The organism is Streptococcus parasanguinis (assembly GCF_901875555.1).
GTDB classification, from domain to species: domain Bacteria; phylum Bacillota; class Bacilli; order Lactobacillales; family Streptococcaceae; genus Streptococcus; species Streptococcus parasanguinis_H.
In genome coordinates this window covers 133,667-150,563 of sequence record NZ_CABFMD010000011.1, presented here as the reverse complement: position 1 = coordinate 150,563, position 16,897 = coordinate 133,667, and the positions used below count along the sequence as shown (strand labels likewise).

Here is a 16,897-nt window from a genome sequence, read left to right as displayed (position 1 = left end):
TCTTTCCCCGAGCCTTTTTTCATGCTATAATAGAGCCATGACAGATATCGAATTAAAAGACGGCGAGCGCGTCAACCAACTCTTTTCAAGTGATGTAAAAATCATACAAAATCGGGAAGTTTTTAGTTACTCCGTGGATAGCGTCCTGCTCTCGCGTTTTCCAAAATTGCCCAAGCGAGGATTGATCGTGGATCTCTGCGCTGGAAATGGAGCTGTGGGACTCTTTGCGAGCACTCGGACAGAAGCTCAGATCATTGGTGTTGAGATTCAGGAACGTTTGGCGGATATGGCTACCCGCTCGATTGCCCTCAATGGCTTGGACCAGCAAATGTCCATGATCACCGATGACCTCAAGCATTTGCCTCAACATATCAAGGGCAGTAAGGTGGATATTATCCTTTGTAATCCTCCTTATTTCAAGGTAGATGAACATTCCAATCTCAATGAAAGCGAACACTACCTCTTAGCCCGGCATGAAATTACCACCAATTTAGATGAGATTTGCCATGTGGCCCAGCGAGTTCTCAAATCAAATGGTCGCTTAGCGATGGTCCATCGTCCAGATCGCTTTTTAGATATCATCGAAACCATGAAGCATTACAATCTTGCACCTAAGCGGATCCAGTTTGTCTATCCAAAAGTGACCAAAGAGGCCAATATGTTATTGATTGAGGCGATCAAGGATGGCTCACTGGATGGTTTAAAAATTCTGCCACCTCTCTTTATTCACAATGAAGATGGCAGCTATACAGACGAGATTCATGAGATCTACTATGGAAACTAAGGCTTACATGTATGTTTTAGAATGTGCGGATGGCTCCCTCTACACTGGTTACACCACAGATGTCGAAAAACGCCTAAAGACGCACAATGCTGGAAAAGGCGCCAAATACACACGGGCTCGTCTCCCCGTTAAACTTCTTTACCAAGAATCCTATCCAGATAAACCCTCTGCCATGTCTGCCGAGGCTCTCTTTAAAAAGAAATCACGCCAGGCAAAGCTAAACTATATCAAAAAGAACCGTCGGACTCCATAGTCCAACGGTTTTTCATTTACAAAATGGTGATACGGTATTGATGAGTTCGCAGTTCTTGTGGTCGCAAGAGAATGACCCCTTTCTTATCTTCGAAGAAATCCCCTTCTTCATCAGATGTTGGTAGCCCTGTCCAAGGCTCTAAGGCAATGAAGGGGCCCTTGTTATTAGTAGACCAAAGGACCAGATTTTCAAAATCTGCAAAGGAAAATTCCAAACCTTTACCGGATTTTTTCGAGAGAAGCTGCACAGATTTAGAGGCTAATTGATCTAAAATAATGGCGTCTTTTTCAAACAGTTCATGGCGCAAAGGTAGGTTACGACTATGGTCTAAAAATGGCATCCGCTGCAGGCGATCAACCAAACCGGTTTCTGTGAACAAGAGAGGGACGCTACAGCTTTCTTCTTTTTCAAAAATCAACTCATAGTCTTCATAGTCTTCATCTGCTAAAAGGGGACAACGAAAGGCTGGATGCCCCCCAATGAAATAAGGCATGACTTGATCAGACTCTAGATTTTGCACGCGATAGGTAATGGTGATTTCTTTTCCTTTCAATTCATAAGCAATTTCCACTCGAAAATGGTAGGGATAATTTTGTAAGCTCTCATTGTTAGAGGTGATTTCAAAGACAAGACAATTGTCTGTTCGTTCTTTGAGTTCAAACTCTCTCTTGCGAATGAGACCGTGTCTTGGAAGCTGACCTGTCTTCACCCTGTCTTGTAGATGGTACTGCACTTGGCCATTACGAACGCTTCCGCAAATTGGAAACAGAACCGGCGCTTGTCCTGACCAATACTCTGGATCCCCTTGCCAGAGATATTCTATGCCTTCTTTACTTCGAATGGAGTTCAATTCCCCTCCAATTATCTTACATTGTACTTCTAAATCATCATTCTTTAATGCAATCACCACGGCCAACACCTCTTTATAATTAGCATAGTTATTATATTCATTATAACCTATTAAATTTGATTGTCAATTTTTATTTTCTAGTCAAAAATTTTAAAAAAATAATAAAAAATCCTTGACAACGCTCAGAAATAATTGTAAAATTAATATGTTAACAGAAATATTCTATTTTAGGAATTCTTTCTGTTGTCTGACTTTTTTGGATGCCCCCTATCATGATACATTTTTCTAAAAGAGTCAGTTATCATTTAGGTCTCCTTATAAATATACAAGGGTTAACAGCTAGTTAACCCTTGTATTTTTGATTTCCGGTATATAAAAACGGCCTATTGCTAGACCATTCTTAGGCTTTATTTATCCCCTTTATTGCGGATGACAAAGCCATTTTTCTTTTCATTGGATGTACGATGAGGACGTTTATTGCCCTTCCCTTCAAAGTCGCGGCTGTTTTTATTGGACTTCCGTTTGAAATCGCGGCGTCCACCATCTCGGTCTTCTCTACGGTTTCGATCACGGCGTTGGTCTCCACGGTATCCATTTCCACGACCACCTTTGCCTTTTCCACCAAATCCACCAGAAGATGGTTTAAATGGCAATGGTTTTTCACGTGCAATTTCAACTTCTGGAAGGCTGTCTGGATCTTGAACGGTCAAGCTCAAAATATACATGGCCAATTCTTCCGGAGTAAATTCTGCTGCCAGTTTGCGAGCATCTTTACCAAACTTCTCAAAGTTGGTCCGGATGCTTTCATCCTCAAAGTCACGTTCAATTTTCTTCAGTGCTACTTGTTTTTTCGCTTGGAAGGCTTCTTCTGCTGTTGCAGGTTTCATTCCCTTCATCCGCTTTTTGGTGAGGTTTTCAATAATTTGGAGATAGCCCATTTCATTTGGCGATACAAAGGTAATGGATTGTCCTGTTTTCCCAGCACGACCTGTCCGTCCGATCCGGTGAACATAGCTTTCTGGATCTTGTGGAATATCGTAGTTATAGACATGGGTCACACCTGAAATGTCCAAACCACGTGCCGCAACGTCCGTTGCTACAAGAACATCCAGATTCCGATTTTTGAAATCGCGAAGGACACGAAGACGTTTGTTTTGATCTAAATCTCCGTGAATCCCTTCTGCTCGGAAACCACGGATCTTCAAGCCACGCGTCAATTCATCAACCCGGCGTTTAGTCCGACCAAAGACAATGGCAAGCTCCGGTTGCTCGACATCCATCAATCGAGTCATGGTATCAAACTTTTCGCCTTCTTTGACACGAATATAGTATTGATCGACCAAGTCGGTGGTCAATTCTTTGGCTGCGATCTTAACGTGTTCGGGCTCTTTCATAAACTGAACACCGATGCGTTTGATGGCTTCTGGCATGGTTGCTGAAAAGAGAAGAGTTTGGCGTGTTTCTGGAACACGACTAATGATAGCTTCGATATCTTCCAAAAAGCCCATGTTGAGCATTTCATCTGCTTCGTCCAAGATCAAGGTTTCAATATGATTGAGTTTCAAGGCCTTGCGCTTGATCAAATCTAGCAAGCGTCCAGGTGTTCCCACAACGATGTGAGCGCCTGACTTCAAGGCTTTAATTTGCTTTTCAATACTTGACCCACCATAGACTGAGCGGACTTTGACACCCTTGCTACGTCCAAAGCGGAAGAGTTCTTCCTGACTTTGAACCGCCAATTCACGCGTTGGGGCAATAACTAGGGCTTGGATTACTGTGTTATCGACATCAATCTTCTCCAAAGTTGGAAGACCGAAAGCAGCCGTTTTACCGGTCCCTGTTTGCGCTTGACCAATGACATCTTTTCCTTCAAGGGCCAAAGGAATGGTTTGTTCTTGGATCGGGCTTGCTTCTACAAAGCCAGCTTTTTCAATTTCTGCTAATAATGCAGCAGATAAGTTAAATTCATTGAATTTCAATTCTTTCTTCTTTCTAAAAAGTGGTGCGAAGCCACTTTATCACACTTCGTTCAATGCGAAAACGCACTGATTGCATAGGAAGTCACCTTCCCGGTTACCTGTCGCAAGACTCATCTAAAGAAAAAATCAGTTTGTCTGTTTGAGACTACATTTTCTTTAGAGAAAAATGTTTTGCGTCCTAACGGATGTTGTTGACTAGAATTGTTTTTTCAAACAAATAGGCAACATGATCCTACTTGCGGGAGTCTTCTTTCGAACAGAATCCTTCCATCTGTTCAGTCTCCCTACCATTTCTCTCATACAAGTTTGCAACTTATCTAGTATAACACAATGAAGAGGTAAATGATAGTCACAGGAGACTAATTTTATTTTTTAGGAAAAAATCTTAGATAGCTTAAGATTATTAAAGTGCCCCTAAACCTAGCCAGAACTGGTTTTCTTCTTGTAACCATTTCATATACTTCATCATAGGAGTATAAAAAATTCGGAAAAACTTTTATTTTTTGGTAGGTCTTATCTTGCGTTTTTACAAATAAATATGTATAATACAGTTAGTATCTAAAATATTTCTGTATAAAGAAATAGGATCATTTTATCTGATTCAACGATTTATTCTAAGTTCTAATTTATTTAGAAACCACTCAGTACTATTAAATCTACTCCTACTATTTCCAAGAAGATTTTGTACAGTCGATGAACTATTCACACTGCCCCTTCTTTGGAGAGGAGGGCAGGTGTCTAGATGGTTCCTATTTCTCAGATTATTTTAGATACGAAGAGGCTCGGATTTCTCCAAGCCTCTTTTTATCTTTTTTTCACAATCCACCGCATAACCTTTGCCAAAATGAGCCATAATATAAAGCTACATACGGATACATAGATCCAAGCATTGGGATCCTCTGTCATAGGAAGGGGAATATTCATCCCAAAGAAACCAGTGATAACGGCTAAGACCGCCAACAAGGCTTCAAAGATGGTTAGGGTGGTCAAGTTGTCATTCAGGTTATTGTTTAGGATGTTGTTGTAGGATCCAGACAACTGCTGTAAGACATTCGAAATCAACTCGGTCATGGAAACCAACTGACGCGCTTCGATCATAGCATCATCAAACTGCTCTTTTTCAACATCATTCATCCTGCGATAAATGGCATGCGCTTTGATATGTTCTAGCAACATCCGATTTTGCTTGGCTGCAGCAAGGAGGTAAACCATACCGGTCTCAAGGTCGGATAGGGCATAGAGGTTCTTACTGGTTGTGGTTTTTCGAAGGAGGCGATTGAGGTCATCCTTGTGCTTATCTAAACGGTCTATAATCGGGTAATAGGCATTACTGATCATTTCAAGACCAGCAAAAAGCAACTTAAAAATGGACAACTCTCCATGAGCTTCCAAGTAGCTCATCATCTGTTCAATGATGTAAACATTTTCTTGGTTACTGATCGTGACCAGACGGGTATCCTGAACAATAAAAGCCATAGGAATTGTTTCGTAATATTCCTTATCTTTTTCCAGGTTCAAGACATTGTAGATAAAGGTGATCGTCCCGTTTTCTCGATTGTAGTCCATATGCGCTCGTTCATTTTTATCCAGAGCGTACTCAATCGTTTCTTTGTCAATATCGTATTTCTTATAGAGATAGGAATTCTCTGTGATCCTATCTGAATCGATATTGATCCATTTCCGATCTTGACCCAATTGTTTATCGATAAACATGTTGACTCCTTTCCCTACTATTTATCAATGGTTTGGTGCAGCTGATTATTTAAAAACAGCACTGGCTAAAGCTTGCTGGATTTCAATGACGCTATTGTCACTCTTGAATTGCAAGATTTCTGAAGGCTCCACTGCAGAAGAGACCCAGATTTTTAATTCCGCATCTAAATCAAAATGACCAGAGGTTTCAACGGAAAAGCGAGAGATGGAGCGATAAGGAAGGGATTTGTAAGACGTTTTCTTCCCAGTCACTCCTTGTTTATCCACCAAAATCAAGCGATATTCTGTAAAGACAATGAGGTCCCGAATCAAGCTAAAAGCAAGGGTCACTTGCTCTCCCGGCACCAAGATATCTTCCAGATCTCTTTCCACCTTGTCGACATTTTTTTGAGAGGCATTGCCCATCAAACCACTTAGTAATCCCATAGTTTCTCCTTTATAAGCGAAAACAGATTAGTTTCTGTTTTCGTATTTTTATTTTAATACATCGGTAACGAATGGTTTCTTAACCCATTTTTTCTTCCAGCTCAACATCTGGATACTTATCCGCAAACCAGCGAAGGGCAAAGTCATTTTCAAAAAGGAAAACAGGCTGGTCAAAACGGTCCTTAGCTAGGATGTTTCGGCTTGAAGACATGCGCTCATCTAAGTCTTCTGGCTTGATCCAGCGAACGGTCTTTTTCCCCATTGGATTCATGACCACTTCGGCATTGTATTCATTTTCCATCCGGTGCTTGAAGACTTCAAACTGGAGTTGCCCGACAGCACCCAACATGTATTCACCCGTTTGGTAGTTGGTATAGAGCTGGATGGCTCCTTCTTGCACCAATTGCTCAATTCCCTTATGGAAGGACTTTTGCTTCATAACGTTCTTGGCAGACACCTTCATAAAGATTTCAGGCGTAAAGGTTGGCAGTGGTTCAAATTCAAACTTGTTTTTGCCAACTGTCAAGGTATCTCCGACCTGATAGGTACCCGTATCGTAGACCCCAATGATATCTCCTGCTACGGCATTGCTAACATTCTCACGGCTTTCGGCCATAAATTGAGTCACGTTAGATAACTTAGCGCCCTTACCAGTACGAGGGAGATTAACACTCATACCACGTTCAAATTCACCCGATACAATCCGTACAAAGGCGATACGGTCACGGTGACGAGGGTCCATGTTAGCTTGGATTTTAAAGACAAAACCTGAGAAATCCTTGTCGTAAGGATCGACAAGTTCACCATCTGTCTTCTTATGTCCATGAGGTTCTGGAGCAAACTTGAGAAAAGTCTCAAGGAAGGTTTGCACACCAAAGTTCGTCAAAGCTGATCCAAAGAAGACTGGAGTTAATTCACCCGCTAAAATCGCTTCTTCTGAGAATTCATTTCCTGCTTCTTGCAAGAGTTCAATATCATCTTTTACTTGCTCGTAGAATGGGTTATTAGCAAAAAGCTTGTCCCCGTCTTCTAGACTCGCAAAACGCTCATCTCCTTTGTAGAGTTCCAAGCGTTGGTTATAAAGGTCATAAAGTCCCTCAAAGGCTTTCCCCATCCCGATTGGCCAATTCATTGGGTAACTGGCAATACCCAAGACTTCTTCTAATTCTTCTAAGAGGTCCAGTGGCTCACGTCCATCACGGTCTAGCTTATTCATAAAGGTAAAGACGGGAATCCCACGGTGTTTGACAACCTCAAACAATTTCTTGGTTTGGGCCTCAATCCCCTTGGCAGAGTCTACGACCATGACGGCAGCGTCCACCGCCATCAAGGTACGGTAAGTATCTTCTGAGAAGTCCTCGTGCCCTGGGGTATCTAGGATATTGACACGCTTCCCATCATAGTCGAACTGCATGACAGATGAGGTTACCGAAATCCCACGTTGTTTCTCGATATCCATCCAGTCGGACTTGGCAAAGTTTCCTGTTTTCTTCCCTTTTACGGTACCAGCCTCACGAATCTCCCCCCCAAAGTAGAGCAACTGCTCTGTAATCGTCGTTTTTCCAGCATCCGGGTGGGAGATAATGGCAAAGGTACGGCGTTTTTTAATTTCTTCTTGTACGTTCATGTTCCTAATTCTTTCTCTTTTTAATTTTTGATAAATTTACAAATTCATCTCTACATCGGATCTCTCCTCAATTTCTCTATCTTTTCTATTATAGCGAAAAGAGGCACTTTTTTCAATGATGGATCTTTTCGGGGAAACAAAAAAGAGAGTGGGACAGAAATCGGTCATTCGTTAGAATTCGATTTCGTCGTCCCACCTCCGCACAGTTGAGTAGGGTTGTAAAAGCTGATGAAATCAGCGTAGTAGAGCCCACTCAACCACTGCGTCTTGATCGACAATCCAAAAACAATTGAGAGGCTAAGACTTCTGTCCCAGCCTCCTCTTACCACGGCTATCAGAAAGCCCCGAATCCTCCGCCACCACCGCCGTCAGAGAATCCACCGCCGTCAAAACCACCACTCCCATCTGAGGAGTTAACAGAAAAGCTTGAAACACTATAGGAATCAGCCGCATAACTCATTAAGGTCGAGCCATCTAGGAAGGAATTTGAAGAGGTCGTTAGCCAAAGAACAGTGTCCCAGTCTTCATATGGTGTAGCAATTCGGTGATTTTGGAGTACCTGGCTCACTTTTTTAGCTTGACCATACAGGGTCGCATAGACTAAGATCCGATTCCATAGGACAATACTCTCAAGCTCTGCTTGGTTGAAATTTGGAATACTTTCGATCATATTTCGAAAGGCCATCCATTTAAATTGTGCATCCAAGTTTTCTAAAGATTGTAGATGATCTTCACGAAGTTTTACAACAATATAAAACGGAATGAAGAAGACGATCAACAATACAATCATCCAAAAATAGAAGGAAGATAGATGTGAACCAAATCCAAAAGATAAGAAACACATGCTCACAAATAAGATCAGTAAGACCCAAAAGTGTAAGGCACAGCCTGTTTTTGAAAGGGCTTCTTCTTTCTCAGTTAAGTCTCTAAAATAAGAGGGCAATCCTAATTTCGCAATCTCCTTGTCGACACCTTTTGACAATTGCTGGGCATCCTTTTTTAAAAGGGATCGAACATCACTTCCGACCTTTCGAATACGGTCTCGTTGTGTGTCTGTTTTAGCAGCTCGGAAATCTTTTTTTAGGGCCGCTTGATTAATTTTATACTTTGAGAATACCTCGCTGATCCTGATTTCAGTTTTTTGATTAAAGATCATTTCGATAAACTTTAATTCAAAATCAGCCAAACCTTCATAATGGAGACAAGTTAAGGTTTCCCCATTTTCATCTCTCGTCAAACGAAGATTTCCTCGATCAATAAGATCCAATATGGTTGCTTGAATGAGATGATTAAATTTTAGTTGCCCTTTCTCTCTAGACATCACCATCTGTTCAAAATCAAGTTGATACAAGGCCTTAGCTAGGACAAAGGGTGGCAAATTCTGTGGGGGTTCGTATAACCGTACTCCTTTTGCAATCCGACGAGTTCTGGTACTGATCATATAGCGGATCCATGGAATGAAAGCTAGAACAAATAAAAGAAGCGATACAATTGGAACGACTTTGAGAAACAATGTCTTGTAGATGACTGTTTTTTGTTGTATGGATGTTTCTTTTTTTAGGAATGTGTCTTTTCTATTTTCTTTTTGAATCGAACGCGATTGAGACTGACGAAGGGAATCCGTCATTGGCCAATAAGCATGCAGTTCAAGCTTTCCATTCTTAGGAAAGTCCTTTGTCCAAATATGATAACCAGTTGCAGTCCGTTCGACCTGAACTGGCGGATTGAAATAACCGGTATGAGCATACAAGTCTCCCTGCTTGGCATCCAAACCATCCACATAAAAATCTAATTTCGCAACTTTTTCATCTCCATCTGAAATGGGAAACCAATTTAGTTCTGCAATATCATTGTACAAATTCAAGAGATGGTCTATCTTCCAGATTACTTTGATCTGAACCTTTCCTCCTACAATTCTGGAATTGTATATTTTTAATTGCCGGCCGTCTTTGAGATCCGTTTCCTCTACACGAATCTCACGCTTCTCCCCGTCCACATAGGCTTCCACCTGAGGATTTCGATGAATCTTAAACCCTTTTGGCAGCGGGTCTGCACTTCCTAAGGTCACATACTGGCCATTGTAACCCGTCTGAAACTGATAGGTAATTTCCTGTGTAAAAATAGCTTGGCTATCTTCCTGCAATTGAAGGTGTCCCACATAGGATTCAATCGAATAGCGAACCTGCTCATCTGCTTTGGCTACTACTATGGAGCCAACAAATCCTAAAAAGAGACTGATCATCAGTAAAAATCGCTTCATGTTTTCTCCTTTAACGAACAAAGGTTGAGAACTTACTATCCCAACCTTTCCACTCTTATTTGGTCACTTTCACCCGCTCACTTCTTCTTTGGAAGATCTGATTAAAGAGGACCAAGGCCAAGGCCAATATACTCGAAACAACGAGATAATTGAGCCACACCTTATCCCCTCTCATAATCGGTGGGCGAGCCATCAAGCCATAGTTTCCTCCCGTTAGTTGATTGACCCCAACCAGAAACAAATCCAAAACAAAGGTGTAGAGAACAATCTGACTTTTTTTTAAGAGATTTCGATCATACCACCGTAAGAGATAAACCAAAGAATTGATCAAGAGACAGTAATGCCCAAGTAAAAAGGAAAAGCTCGTAATATGAGGGAAGGTATAGGGATCAAAGACTGGATAACCCAAGGCAAAGATCGCGCCACTCACTCCCATCAAGGCAAAATACTGTTTGCTCTTCCAACGGTCTGGCAAGAGCAAGACCGCAAACATGGCCAAGCGACAATGATAGAAAGGCAGGCTATTGGACCAAGGAATCTGATAGAAAAAATACCACAGATACAAGCTGATCAACTGAAAAGCCTGTAAGTATTGAAACCATTTCTTAAATTGGTCGCTTCGATAAAAACGCAGTGACACCAAAATCGCTGTCACAACGAACAAAACCATGATACTATACCAAAGTACTGAAATAGCTGGTGGTGCTGTTGCTTCCGTAGTGAAAAAATGATGCATATAACCTCCTTAATTCAGGCGAGACAATTCGTTTTCTTCTACAAATCTAGATTTCCATAAAACATGAACCAAAACAATCGCCACTGACATCACGCTACTAACTATCACGTAATTGAGGAGTGGGCCTTGATCTCCAATCAAAGGCGGATGGCGAAGAAAACCATAATCTCCATTCGTCAAGCTATTGATTAGAAAAATCAAAGCATTCAAACCAAAAGTAATCCTGCAGATGGACCAACTTGTAACACGCATGGGTTGGTAATCCCTTTGCAAATAGAGCAAACAATTGGCAAAAAGAGCCCAGTGGCTAAAGATTAAGTTCAGTGCCGTAATATGTGGGAATGGGAAAGGATCAAATACTGGATAAAGCAGAGCAGCGATTGACCCAAACACCCCAAGAAGGGCGAAATACTGTTTTACCACTGTTCGCTTCGGTGCAAAAAGGATCACTAGCATGGCCAAGCGACAATGGTAAAAAGGAAGGCTATCGGACAACGGCATGTGCGCCCACATATACCAAGTATTGATACTCAAGACTTGAATCAATTGCGCCCAATACCAAAAGCGTTGGTAACTTTTCGACTGGGCATATTTGACTGAAAAGTAGCCAATGACGATCAAAGAAACTGGCATGAAAACGTACCAGAGTCCGAACTCAGGCGGGGCTGATTTTTGGTTGGTAAACAATAAATCCCAAAGTGTCATCTTTCTATTCCTTTAGTTTATATACGTCTCTCTTCGGAAAACTTCCTTCACTTTTTGCTAGGCTTTCTCCAACTCCTCTACCAATTTGGCTAAATGCATCGAATTGCTTCCCTTGATGAGGATTTGGTCCTGCTCTTTTAAGGTTTCCTTGACTTGTTTGACCATGTCCTCAAACTGATCTTCCTCAGCGGTCTTCTTGAAATAATAGACATGTCCGAGTGGGAACATCTGACTCGCTAACTGGGCCAATCCTGCAATGTCTTGTCCATAGAAAATAACGGTATCCAAGACATCTGGTGAGAGGCTAAGAATCATTTGGTTGTGGAGATCAATCGATTGCTCCCCTAGTTCTTTCATATCGGCCAGAACTGCCAGCTTCCGGCCATTTGGATTGGCTGGAATAGTCGAGAAGGTCTCTAAAATCAAGCGCATGGCTGTCGGGTTGGCATTGTAGACATCGGATAAGATATCTGCTCCATTACTGGCCTTCTTCCACTCTGTTCGATTGCGGGTCAATTGCAAGGTCGCAAAACTATCCCGAATCGCCGCTTCGCTCACTCCTTCTTGCAAGGCAACATAAGCTGCAATCATGGCATTGGTTGCATTGTATTTTCCAGTGACAGGAAGATCAATAGCTTCTTTTAGGAAATTCGTTCGGAAAGTCAAGCTATCCTTTCGCTCTACCAATTCGGTAAGGAAAATCTCCTCATCTGGACCAAAGCGGACCACTTTTTGCTTTTTAGGGAGGTAGGCATTTACGATCGGATCCGCTGGAACCACCAGAAGGCCACCTTCTGGCATGCCATCCGCAATTTGGAGTTTTCCTTTTGCGATCTCGCTTCGATCTTTGAAGAATTCCAAATGGGCTTCCCCAATGAGGGTGACAATTGCTGCTTTTGGATGGGCAATTTCTGAGAGAAGATGGATATCTCCTAGATGGTCTTGTCCCATTTCAAGGACGAGTTTATCCGTCCCTTCTGGCATATGCAGTACCGTATAAGGCAGACCAATTTCATTATTATAGTTTCCCTGTGTTTTATAGGTTAGGTAGGTGGTGGACAAGAGCTGGGCCAGCATATCTTTTGTGGTTGTTTTCCCGTTAGATCCCGTCACTGCATACACATCTACTTTCGTTTTTTGAAGATAGGCTGCAGCCAATGCTTGAAAAGCAGTTAACACATTTTCCACTAAAATATACGGATGCCCTTCAATCACTTTTTCTGAAAAGGTAGCGACAGCGCCATTTTCAAAAGCTGTCTCGATGAAATCATGGCCATCACGCGCTCCCTTTAACGGAACAAAAAGGTCTCCAGGCCCAATCAACCGGCTGTCAAATTCAGGCTTGACGAGGGCCACATCTTCAAATTGGCTGATATCATTTTTTGCATGTACAAGATGAGCAACTTCATGTAAGGTGAGATTCATATCCGACTCCTCAATCTTTCATTGCGCCCACAATAACGGGGACGCTCCTATCAAATTCTTCTCATTATACCATATTCTAGACCACAAAAAAAGTGGCTGGGACAGAAGTCCTAGCCTCTTGATTGTTTTTGGATTGTCGAGCAAGACGCAGTGGTTGAGTGGGCTCTACTAGGCTGATTTCATCAGCTTTACAGTCCTACTCAACTGTGCGGAGGTGGGACGACGAAATCGAATTCTACGAATGACCGATTTCTGTCCCACTCTCCCTATTTTTACAACAAATGCGCTTCGTGTTTTTGGAAGACTCCTTTTCCAAGCTCTACTAACTTGGTGATCAAATCTGTATAGTTGAGTCCCATATTGTCCCAAAGTAAGGGATACATAGACCATTGGGTAAAGCCTGGCATGGTATTGAGCTCATTTAAGAAGATCTCTCCTTTATCCGTATAGAAGAAATCACAACGAGCTAAGCCCAAACCACCGATCGCACGAAAGGCTTTTTCTGCGTTGGTTCGCATTATTTTCACAACCTCAGGGTCCAATTGAGCTGGAATAGCCATGGTAATTTTATTGTCAATGTATTTGGCTTCATAATCATAGAAGGCCACATCTTTGACAACTTCACCAGGCAAGGTACTTTTCACATCATAGTTTCCAAGAAGACCAACTTCGATTTCACGCGCATTGACCCCTTGCTCAACCAAAATCCGGCTATCGTATTTGAAGGCTAACTCGAGAGCAGCCCGAAGCTCTGTTTGGTTTTCAGCTTTTGAAATGCCGACGCTAGAACCCATATTGGATGGTTTGGTGAAGACGGGATAAGAGAGAGTCGCTTCAATTGTAGCAATTTTTTCATCTAGGTCATCGCCTTCTACCACAGCTACATAAGGAACTTGCGGAATCCCTGCAGATTCCAAGACCCGTTTGGTGGTGATCTTGTCCATCGCTACACTAGAGGCTAGAATCCCACAGCCAACATAAGGCATTTTCAAGACTTCTAAAAATCCTTGAATGGAACCATCTTCCCCCATCGGTCCGTGAAGAACCGGAAAAACAACCGCCCCTTCCTTATAAATCGCTGATGGTGCCACTTTTTTAGACCAATCGATCGTCTCATTGGTCATCAATTTCTCATCATCCGCTGGCTTCTCTTCAAAAGCTTGCGTCTGGATGAAATCTCCTGATTGCGTAATAAAGTAGGTTTGAACTGAAAATGCTTGGTAATCAATCGCGCGCATCACGCTTTCTGCTGAAAGAACAGATACTTTACGCTCTGCACTGCGTCCACCATACAATAGGATTAAGTCTTGTTTACTCATAGTTTCTCCCTAATTGTTCCCTTGATTTCTTACTTGATAGTATACCACAATGACCGTCCTTGTGAAAGGACGACCCTTATAATTCTGTCCGATTTTCTATCGCACGAAGTAGGGTCACTTCGTCCGCATACTCGATATCGGCTCCAACTGCTAGTCCCCGCGCTAAACGAGTCACCTTGATCCCTGCAGGTTTGAGGACACGTGAGATATACATGGATGTTGCTTCCCCGTCTGCCGTCGCATTGGTCGCAACAATCACCTCCGTAACCGTTCCATCCATCAAGCGACTGAGCAAACTCTTGAGGTTGATATCATCGGGTCCCACACCATTCATGGGTGAGATCAAGCCGTGCAAGACATGATAGCGGCCGTGGTATTCTTGGATATTTTCCATAGCAGAGACATCCCGGCTATCTTCTACAACAAGAAGAATGGATGGATCTCGCGTTTCGTCTCGGCAAATCTCGCAAGTCTCTTCATCGGTCAAATTGCCACAAATACTACAATAGCCCAACTCACGCTTGGCATTGAGTAAGTTCTTGGCAAATTCATTGACATCATCATCCGACATGCCAATGGTGTAAAAAGCGAGACGGGTCGCTGTTTTGATCCCAATTCCCGGCAACTTCGAATAACTGTCAATTAATTTTGCAATAGGTGCTGGATAGAGCATAGTTTCCTTTCTAATTCATGGGGTGCTTCTGGTTGTATAGGTTAATAATATCGCGCGTAATCGAATGGCTGACCGTCGCTTGGAGATTGGTATTATGCGGAAAGACCACTGCGACCGCAATCTTGGGGTTGTTTGAAGGGGCGTAAGCCACCACATTGGTATTGATAGCTTGCTTGCCACCGTCTACAGAGGTTTCGGCTGTACCAGTTTTAGCACTGATGGAAACATTGGCCCCACGACCAACGGTTTTCCCTGTCGTTAACCCACTCGTCCCATTGGCCACTTGGTAGAATCCTTGCTTGATCAAAGCCATATCTTCAGCCGAAATATGTACCTGATTGAGTTCTTTGGGTTCGATCGTCTTTTTCAACTGACCAAGTCCACCTTCTGCATTATTGTCATAGATACCTTCGACGACATGAGGACGAACCCGCTTGCCATCATTGGCAACCGTTGCCGCATATTGGGCCAATTGCATTGGTGTATAGTTGTCAAACTGACCAAAGGCATTGGTCAAATAATTACCAACTGTGTACTCTTTCGGAATAAAGCCTGTCGATTCATTGGGAAGGTCAATCCCCGTTGACGTTCCAAGACCATACTCGGCAAAGGTTGAACGCAATTTTTTCATGGCCGGATCGACCTGATCAACTTGTAAGGTCATATTGGGACGATAAGGTTGTCCCATCATCTTGAGGGCAATTTGGACCATATAGGTATTGGAAGAATATTCCAAAGCTTCCACCGCATTGATGGAACGGCTACCGTATTGAGTGAACCAAGAATTAATAGGAGCAGATCCTGCAAAAACAATGGGCTGATCGGTCAGCACCTGATTGCCGGAAATGGCACCATTTTCCCAACCAGAAGTCAAGGTGGCTCCTTTGACTACAGAACCTGGGACAAAAACATTGGTCACAGTTCCCAAAGCATCTGCTGATAAATCTTGGTTGCCGATTTGGTGTTTAATACCAGCCATGGCAAGGACTTTCCCCGTATCAGGCTCTAAAGCAACCGCGTAGACGCCTTCGGAGAAGGTGGCATTTCCAGCTTGTAACTCAGAGCTAAAGGCAGAGCGAAGAATGTCCTCCACTCCTTTTTGGAAATCCAAGTCAATCGAGAGCTTGAGGTTTTCCCCTTTGGCCCCTTTTGCGATGTCGACTACCTTTTCCATGTTGCCATTTTTATCTAGGAGAATTTCTTTTTCACTTCGTTTTCCTTGAAGGACATCCTCATACTCCTTTTCGAGATAAGAGGTTCCAACACGGTCGTTGAGTGCATAGCCTTTTTTAACATACTGATCGACCTCTTCGGCAGGAAGCCCAGCCTGCTCGGTCGAGACACTTCCGATGATAGAAGCAAGGGGCGTATCCAGAACCTTACGGTCCCAGCTAGTGGTAATCGCAATACCTGGAAGGTTCTGACTATCTGAAGCAATCGTTGCGATTTGTTCAGCCCCTAGTGGCTGCGTTGAAATAATCCCCGTCGCAAAGTTCTCCACAGCATTCATCTGGCTGTAAAGATAAATGGTCTTTTTTTCATCGTCTGTATAGCCAAGTTTTGAAGGGTCAATACTATCCACGGCTGCTTGATAAATCTTGGCTTCCGGCAAACGATTCCCATCAGTATCAAATTTCTTTTTGTCAGACAGGTGGTCGACCACTTCTTTGTATACCTTGGTATTGGCAAGATAATAGTCCACTTCCTGGCGTTCAGTCACCTTGGGATTCTCTACATCAACATACTGCAAGAGTTTTCCAGCTGTCTCTCTCATTTCTTGGGCCGTCATTTTCCGATCCCGCGTAAAGGTCAAGACTTGCTTTCCAATATTTTCTACCAAGGGTTTCCCAGTGGCATCATAGATTTGTCCTCGCACACTTCCTTGCTTGACTGTCTTTTTCGTTGCCTTAGCTAATTTATCCGTGTAATAAGCTTGGTGGGTAATCTGCATGTAGCCAAGCCGGGCAATCAGAACCAAAAAAAGAAGACAAATCAAACTAAATAACAGATAAAGTCTGCGTGTAATCGAATGATTTTCAAACTTCCGTATTTTTTTCTTCATGAACTTTTTGCCCTTCTATTCTCTGTAACACTTACCTTCCATTTTACTATTTTTCGATCTGTATCTCAAGAAAAGGAAGAGCAAT

At 42.6% G+C, this 16,897-nt stretch carries 14 protein-coding genes; 2 read left to right on the top strand and 12 right to left on the bottom strand.

The annotated features are described in order from the left end of the window. The first annotated feature begins 37 nt into the window (after positions 1-37). Both JX304_RS03440 and JX304_RS03435 read left to right on the top strand, forming a co-directional pair. Entirely contained in the window at positions 38-784 is a 747-nt protein-coding gene (locus tag JX304_RS03440; RefSeq protein WP_205011274.1) for a tRNA1(Val) (adenine(37)-N6)-methyltransferase, read from the top strand. Continuing rightward, a complete protein-coding gene (locus JX304_RS03435) occupies positions 774-1,037 on the top strand; it encodes a GIY-YIG nuclease family protein (RefSeq protein WP_004219743.1) in 264 nt (87 codons plus the stop codon). The genes JX304_RS03440 and JX304_RS03435 overlap by 11 nt, the downstream gene beginning before the upstream one ends. A 16-nt stretch (positions 1,038-1,053) precedes the next feature. On the opposite strand, the gene JX304_RS03430 is transcribed toward JX304_RS03435, so the two are convergent. The 12 genes from JX304_RS03430 to pbp2b all read right to left on the bottom strand — a co-directional run bounded on the left by JX304_RS03430 (position 1,054) and on the right by pbp2b (position 16,812). Beyond that, on the bottom strand, positions 1,054-1,947 hold the full coding sequence (locus JX304_RS03430; protein WP_205011273.1) for an aldose 1-epimerase family protein: 894 nt from the start codon (positions 1,945-1,947) through the stop codon (positions 1,054-1,056). A 347-nt stretch (positions 1,948-2,294) separates the two neighbouring features. Beyond that, positions 2,295-3,866, bottom strand: a complete 1,572-nt coding sequence (locus tag JX304_RS03425) for a DEAD/DEAH box helicase (RefSeq protein ID WP_205011272.1) — start codon at positions 3,864-3,866, stop codon at positions 2,295-2,297. A gap of 804 nt (positions 3,867-4,670) precedes the next feature. Beyond that, complete coding sequence (locus JX304_RS03420; protein WP_205011271.1) at positions 4,671-5,579, bottom strand: magnesium transporter CorA family protein; 909 nt, start codon at positions 5,577-5,579, stop codon at positions 4,671-4,673. A 45-nt stretch (positions 5,580-5,624) separates the two neighbouring features. Continuing rightward, a complete protein-coding gene (locus tag JX304_RS03415) occupies positions 5,625-6,005 on the bottom strand; it encodes a PH domain-containing protein (RefSeq protein WP_187539401.1) in 381 nt (126 codons plus the stop codon). 79 nt (positions 6,006-6,084) lie between these two features. Beyond that, complete coding sequence (locus JX304_RS03410; protein WP_205011270.1) at positions 6,085-7,632, bottom strand: peptide chain release factor 3; 1,548 nt, start codon at positions 7,630-7,632, stop codon at positions 6,085-6,087. 334 nt (positions 7,633-7,966) lie between these two features. Continuing rightward, the gene (locus tag JX304_RS03405; protein ID WP_205011269.1) at positions 7,967-9,892 is read right to left on the bottom strand and encodes a DUF2207 domain-containing protein; all 1,926 of its coding nucleotides are present in this window, start codon (positions 9,890-9,892) and stop codon (positions 7,967-7,969) included. Positions 9,893-9,947: 55 nt separating this feature from the next. Beyond that, positions 9,948-10,628 carry a TIGR02206 family membrane protein gene (locus JX304_RS03400; RefSeq protein WP_205011268.1) on the bottom strand — a complete coding sequence of 227 codons (681 nt, stop codon included), beginning with the start codon at positions 10,626-10,628 and terminating at the stop codon, positions 9,948-9,950. A 9-nt stretch (positions 10,629-10,637) separates the two neighbouring features. Further along, on the bottom strand, positions 10,638-11,333 hold the full coding sequence (locus JX304_RS03395) for a TIGR02206 family membrane protein (RefSeq protein WP_205011267.1): 696 nt from the start codon (positions 11,331-11,333) through the stop codon (positions 10,638-10,640). A 57-nt stretch (positions 11,334-11,390) separates the two neighbouring features. Further along, positions 11,391-12,758: a UDP-N-acetylmuramoyl-tripeptide--D-alanyl-D-alanine ligase gene (locus JX304_RS03390; RefSeq protein WP_205011266.1), complete on the bottom strand. Its 1,368-nt coding sequence runs from the start codon at positions 12,756-12,758 to the stop codon at positions 11,391-11,393. Between the two features lie 272 nt (positions 12,759-13,030). Beyond that, positions 13,031-14,077 (bottom strand): D-alanine--D-alanine ligase, encoded by a 1,047-nt coding sequence (locus tag JX304_RS03385; RefSeq protein WP_205011265.1) that lies wholly within the window; start codon positions 14,075-14,077, stop codon positions 13,031-13,033. Between the two features lie 76 nt (positions 14,078-14,153). Continuing rightward, entirely contained in the window at positions 14,154-14,750 is a 597-nt protein-coding gene (gene recR / locus JX304_RS03380; protein ID WP_187540902.1) for a recombination mediator RecR, read from the bottom strand. A gap of 10 nt (positions 14,751-14,760) precedes the next feature. After that, entirely contained in the window at positions 14,761-16,812 is a 2,052-nt protein-coding gene (pbp2b, locus tag JX304_RS03375; protein WP_205011264.1) for a penicillin-binding protein PBP2B, read from the bottom strand. Positions 16,813-16,897 lie beyond the last annotated feature (85 nt).

What these genes read in the sequence shown, in the direction of transcription:
- JX304_RS03395 (WP_205011267.1), bottom strand. Translation starts at nt 11,333, where the DNA reads ATGACACTTTGGGATTTATTGTTTACCAACCAAAAATCAGCCCCGCCT.
- JX304_RS03435 (WP_004219743.1), top strand. Translation starts at nt 774, where the DNA reads ATGGAAACTAAGGCTTACATGTATGTTTTAGAATGTGCGGATGGCTCC.
- JX304_RS03440 (WP_205011274.1), top strand. Translation starts at nt 38, where the DNA reads ATGACAGATATCGAATTAAAAGACGGCGAGCGCGTCAACCAACTCTTT.
- JX304_RS03410 (WP_205011270.1), bottom strand. Translation starts at nt 7,632, where the DNA reads ATGAACGTACAAGAAGAAATTAAAAAACGCCGTACCTTTGCCATTATC.
- JX304_RS03400 (WP_205011268.1), bottom strand. Translation starts at nt 10,628, where the DNA reads ATGCATCATTTTTTCACTACGGAAGCAACAGCACCACCAGCTATTTCA.
- JX304_RS03415 (WP_187539401.1), bottom strand. Translation starts at nt 6,005, where the DNA reads ATGGGATTACTAAGTGGTTTGATGGGCAATGCCTCTCAAAAAAATGTC.
- JX304_RS03385 (WP_205011265.1), bottom strand. Translation starts at nt 14,077, where the DNA reads ATGAGTAAACAAGACTTAATCCTATTGTATGGTGGACGCAGTGCAGAG.
- JX304_RS03390 (WP_205011266.1), bottom strand. Translation starts at nt 12,758, where the DNA reads ATGAATCTCACCTTACATGAAGTTGCTCATCTTGTACATGCAAAAAAT.
- pbp2b (WP_205011264.1), bottom strand. Translation starts at nt 16,812, where the DNA reads ATGAAGAAAAAAATACGGAAGTTTGAAAATCATTCGATTACACGCAGA.
- JX304_RS03405 (WP_205011269.1), bottom strand. Translation starts at nt 9,892, where the DNA reads ATGAAGCGATTTTTACTGATGATCAGTCTCTTTTTAGGATTTGTTGGC.
- JX304_RS03420 (WP_205011271.1), bottom strand. Translation starts at nt 5,579, where the DNA reads ATGTTTATCGATAAACAATTGGGTCAAGATCGGAAATGGATCAATATC.
- recR (WP_187540902.1), bottom strand. Translation starts at nt 14,750, where the DNA reads ATGCTCTATCCAGCACCTATTGCAAAATTAATTGACAGTTATTCGAAG.